We start from the raw sequence: 4,905 nt of genomic DNA, 5'->3' as shown, positions 1-4,905 counted from the left end.
CAACTGGGGATCCCGGAAAATTGTAAATCTTGTGGCTCTAGCAACAGCATATCGTCGACTTGCTCCACCCCAAGCTCTTGCAAGCACTCAAGCAGCCAGACCTCAACTTCTACGGGTTGGCCTTCGCCACCACCGTGCTTTTCGCCCAAACTCACCCACAAATTCCATGCTGCAATATCCTCAGCTACGTTCAATTCTTGGAAATCTGGCAGTTGCTTGGTTAATAACTGCTGCACTAAAGCCTGCCGACATTGCTCGGGACTCGCCCGATGTTGCTCGGTGGCGATTACTCTTCCGGCATAAACCCGTTGCATGCACTGGCGACCTTCACTGTCGAGTTCGCCAGTCGCCACTAATTCACCCACTTGCTTAGCCTGAAGTAAGTTGAAACTTAACGGCGCCATGCACAGGCCAATATTTTTCAACTGTTTATGGCCTCTGCCTGGCAAACTGTAGATATCGAATACCAGTGCTGCGGCTTGTTCATCTGCCAGCAAACTATCTCGCCCCAGTTCTATTTCGGTGTGGCCATTAGCCATGGCCTGTGGGCGTTTTTCCCGACGCACATACACCAGCTCGGGAGCCTTCTCGATTAAACAGCCTAACAGTTTGTCCCGGTCGTAAGGCTGCGCTTCGGCTAAATCATCCAGCGCCATCACTGCTCGTAACTGCTCGGCCAGCTCTTGAGCCTGAGTTAAGGCTTGCTGATTGACATCTAGCTCTTCTGGCCAAGCCCGACCACGGAGCAAATCCAACAACATCGTCATGTCACAATGTAAGGGCTGCCATTGGCTCAACTGCTTTAAGGCATGCTCACCACTGGGTTTTGACAACAGCCGTTGGTTAATACTTAATGCCGCCGCAAGGTCAAGCATCGCCGCTTTCTCATTGGCCGAGCTAACCAACTCGACTAAGTGGGAAAAATAACTATCTATTGGCAACTTGAGCAAACGCTTACCATGTTCGCTCAAGCTATCTTCCCCGACTAAGGCCTGCATCGTTTGCAAGCGGGCTTTAGCCAGTTGCAGCGACTTATCGGGCAATGCTTCTAAAAACGTCAAACTCGCTAAGGCTTTGCCACAACTGGCAGCAAACAACATCGGTTCCAATAACTCTTCGCGCTGCATTTGCGGCGGTGTGGTGTTTTCTAAGGGTGCAAATTCCCCCCATAAGCGATAACAATGGCCAGCTTGCACTCGCCCAGCGCGGCCACGGCGCTGCTCGGCGCTAGCGCGTGAAATGCGCGCTAAACTCAGCACCGTTCTACCAGCACGCTGTTGGGTTCGCCGCTCCAAGCCACTGTCAATCACCGCTGAGATTCGCGGAATGGTTAAGCTGGTTTCGGCCACATTAGTGGCTAAAATCACCCGTCTAGGCCGCGGCTCATTGGATGAGTCCAAGATCGTTTGTCGCTGCTCGGCACTGATAGAAGCATGCAGCGCCAACACCTGCGCATCAAGCTTGCTTAAACTGTCCAAACAACGTTGAATTTCTCCCCGCCCCGGTAGAAAAACTAAGATATCCCCTTGGTCTTTAGCCATAGCGATATGCAGCGCGGCCTTAACCGCTTCAACCATATTTTGATTGTCGGGCAAGTGATGGGCTTCACGGGCAAGGTAACTCACGTCAACTGGAAACTCCCTTCCCTGAGCCTGCAACACTTTGGCTGGCAAGTAAGCCGCCAACTTATCCCCCTGCAACGTCGCCGAGGTGACAACTATTCGCAGAGCGAGTGGTTTGACCAAGGCCAATAACAAATCTGAATCCCAACGGCGTTCGTGAAACTCATCGATGATCATCACCGCATAGTCCGCTAACTTACCCTCGGCCAACCAACGCAAAGCAATCCCCGGAGTCACAAAAGCGATGTCGGTGTGTTGCTCAACAGTGGAGTGAAAACGAATAGCGTAACCCACTCGGTAGGCTTCTCCCGCTGCGGCCAACTGCTGCGACACATAACTGGCCAAGGCTTCACAAGCAATTCGCCTGGGCTGAACCACCAACACCTTGCCTAGGCTAGCGGCCCATACGGGTAAATGGGTCGACTTACCCGAGCCAGTAGCGGCTTCTACCACTAGATGATGTTGATTCAATTGCGCTAAAAAATCGGTTTTTAGCGCTTCGATGGGCAATGATGAGGCAGAACTCATAGTTAGCTAATGTTCCTCGGTTGGCTTAACTGGGCGATCTTACCGCGAGCCAGCCCGAGTCTCCAGCTTAAGACTTGGCTAATCAACGGCTGTAGAATAAGCTAGGAGATTGTCCACTTTTGTTTGGCTAATGGAATTAATATGGATTTTTCAATACTAGGTAGTAGCAATTTAAAGGTTTCTCGAGTTTGTTTAGGCAGCATGACCTGGGGCTTACAAAACAATCAAAGTGATGCGAACCAACAAATTGACTTTGCTCTGACTCAAGGCATTAATTTTATCGATACCGCCGAAATGTATGCGGTGCCCCCGTCTGCTGATACCTATGGCAAAACAGAAACCATTATTGGCAATTGGTTAGCCGCCAATCCGCAGCGCCGTAAAGACATTATTCTTGCCACTAAAATTGCCGGCCCGGGCCTACCTTGGGTGCGTGATGGCGGCCCGATAAACGCGGCAGCTATCGTGGCTGCGGTAGATGCTTCATTGCAACGCTTGCAAACCGATTACATCGATCTTTACCAGTTACACTGGCCGAACCGAACCACCCCACACTTTGGTAAGCATTGGCCCAATCAGATACAGCCAACCAGCTTGGACGCGGCCGACCATCAAGCGCAAATGCTAGATATTTTACAAGGTTTACAACAGTGTGTAGAGGCCGGAAAAATTCGCCATTGTGGCTTATCAGATGATACGCCTTGGGGGATCAACACCTATTTGAAACTTAGTGAGCAACACAATCTGCCACGCATGGTGTCTATTCAAAATGAGTTTAGCCTGCTGCACGCCAAAGATTGGCCTTATTTGATTGAGAACTGTGTGCAAGAAAATGTGGCCTACCTACCTTGGTCACCACTAGCAGGAGGCTTGCTCAGTGGTAAATATGCCAACGGCGCAATCCCCGAAGGCAGCCGCTGGACCTTTATGCAGCGCAATGGCATTTTCCGTGATACCCCGCAAGCTCACGAGGCGGTTGCCGCCTATAGCGAGATTGCCGCCGGTTATGGTTATACCCCCGCACAGCTAGCCTTAGCTTGGTGTGATCAGGTTGATGGTGTTACTTCTACTATTATTGGCGCAACCTCGATGAGCCAACTCAAAGAAGACATCGCCGCTTTTGCCAAACCGCTTAGCGAACGCGCCATGCAAGACATTGCCGAAGTATTTAACCGCTACCCTGCGCCTTACTAAGTCCTCAAGTCACCCAGCTAAATTAGCTGGGTGACTTGGCTTGCAAAGCCTGTTGTTTTTGTTCTGCTAACTTGGCCATATTTTTGGTCATCCCCCACAATAGCCAGCGATGCCAAGGCGCAAAGAAATACCAATAAACCAACCCCCAAAAGCCCGCCGGATGCCAATACAAAGCCACTTCTAAACGCTGCTGCTGACCATCTGGGTCGATGCTAATTTGCATGCCGCCACCGCCCGGTGCCTTCATGCCAAAACGCATTACCAACAAGGCTGCTTCTTCCACACTAAGGATTTCCCAAGAGTCGACCCTATCGCCCACCTTTAACTGACGAAAATCACTACGCCCGTGCTCTCGGCCCGGCCCCCCCAGCAAAAAGTCCATCCATTCTCGCAAGGCCCAAAGGCTATCGAAGTAAAAATAACGCCGTCGCCCACCCAGCATATTAACCACCTGCCAAATGGCTTCTGCTGAGGCATTCACCCGTAGCGATTTCTTAGCACACTTGGCATAAAAACCATGTAAGGAAGAAAAATTGCGAAACCGTGGAACCCCATCACGCCAGCGCTTAGGGTAAGTTTCAACCTGTTCTTGTTTTAATACCTCGGCAATCGCCTGCTCAACACTCAGCAAGGGCTGAGGCAACAACTGGCGTAACTTATCTGGCTGCGCTTGCAAGGGCTCCGCTAAGCCATCAATCAAGGCCTTAGCCAAGGCTTGCGGTACTGACGTAATCACCCCTAATACCATGCAAGCCAAACGCACCGGCAAACCCGGTAATACAATGATGTTAATCGAGCGCTTAAGTTGCCTGGCAATGCACAACATCAACTGGCGATAACTTAGCCATTCTGGACCGGCCGCTTCAAATATTTGCCCAGCCGTGTGCGGCATTTCTGCCAACTTCACTAAGTAATAAATAATATTGTCTAAGGCAATGGGAGGAGCCTTTGTATCAATCGCCTTTGGCACCAAGGCTAAGGGCATGTGTCCAACTAAATCTCGCATCACCTCAAAGGCTGCCGAGCCCGGCGCAATAATGATCCCGGCGCGCAGCTCGGTCACCGGAACGGCGCCACGGGTCAAGGCTTCACCGGTGGCAATACGCGCTAACATATGGGCAGATTTAGGCTTAGGTGAAACTAAACTACCCATATAAATGATGCGTTTTACCCCTGCCTGTTCGGCGGCGTGGGCCAAGTTAGTGGCGGCAGTGATCTCGGCCTCAGTGTGCGACTGACCATCACTCATGCCATGCATCAGGTAATAGACTAATTCGATCTCCTGTAACGCGGCAGGCAAGGTGTCGGGAACTAACAAATCGAGGGTATAACGCTGACAGCTTTGCTCTGGCCAAGGACAGGGCTTTTTTGGATCTCGCGAAGTAATCGATACATCATGCCCCTCTTGCAACAAAGCCGGAACTAGCTTGCTGCCAATGGTTCCTAAAGCGCCTATTACCAATATTCGCATCGTTATTATCCCGTTAAAAGCCCATATTCACTTGCCTAAAGCGTAGACGGCCATGATTAAAGCAGCGACCTGCCAGTTAAAATAAGACTA

The 4,905-nt window shown here is 50.9% G+C and carries 3 protein-coding genes; 1 reads left to right on the top strand and 2 read right to left on the bottom strand.

Translation table 11 applies throughout. The annotated features are described in order from the left end of the window. Nucleotides 1–2,150: helicase-related protein (locus ACQY6Q_RS03240; protein WP_427977808.1), on the bottom strand; the 2,150-nt coding region annotated here is incomplete at its 3' end. A gap of 141 nt (nucleotides 2,151–2,291) precedes the next feature. Between ACQY6Q_RS03240 and ACQY6Q_RS03235 the strand changes: the two genes are divergently transcribed. After that, nucleotides 2,292–3,344: an aldo/keto reductase gene (locus ACQY6Q_RS03235; protein WP_427977805.1), complete on the top strand. Its 1,053-nt coding sequence runs from the start codon at nucleotides 2,292–2,294 to the stop codon at nucleotides 3,342–3,344. A 22-nt stretch (nucleotides 3,345–3,366) separates the two neighbouring features. Here ACQY6Q_RS03235 and ACQY6Q_RS03230 read toward each other — a convergent pair whose 3' ends face one another. Beyond that, complete coding sequence (locus ACQY6Q_RS03230; RefSeq protein ID WP_427977803.1) at nucleotides 3,367–4,815, bottom strand: DUF2867 domain-containing protein; 1,449 nt, start codon at nucleotides 4,813–4,815, stop codon at nucleotides 3,367–3,369. Nucleotides 4,816–4,905 lie beyond the last annotated feature (90 nt).

This window comes from Agarivorans sp., from assembly GCF_050295395.1.
In the GTDB taxonomy this organism is placed as follows: Bacteria; Pseudomonadota; Gammaproteobacteria; order Enterobacterales; family Celerinatantimonadaceae; genus Agarivorans.
This window is presented reverse-complemented; position numbering and strand designations above follow the sequence as displayed.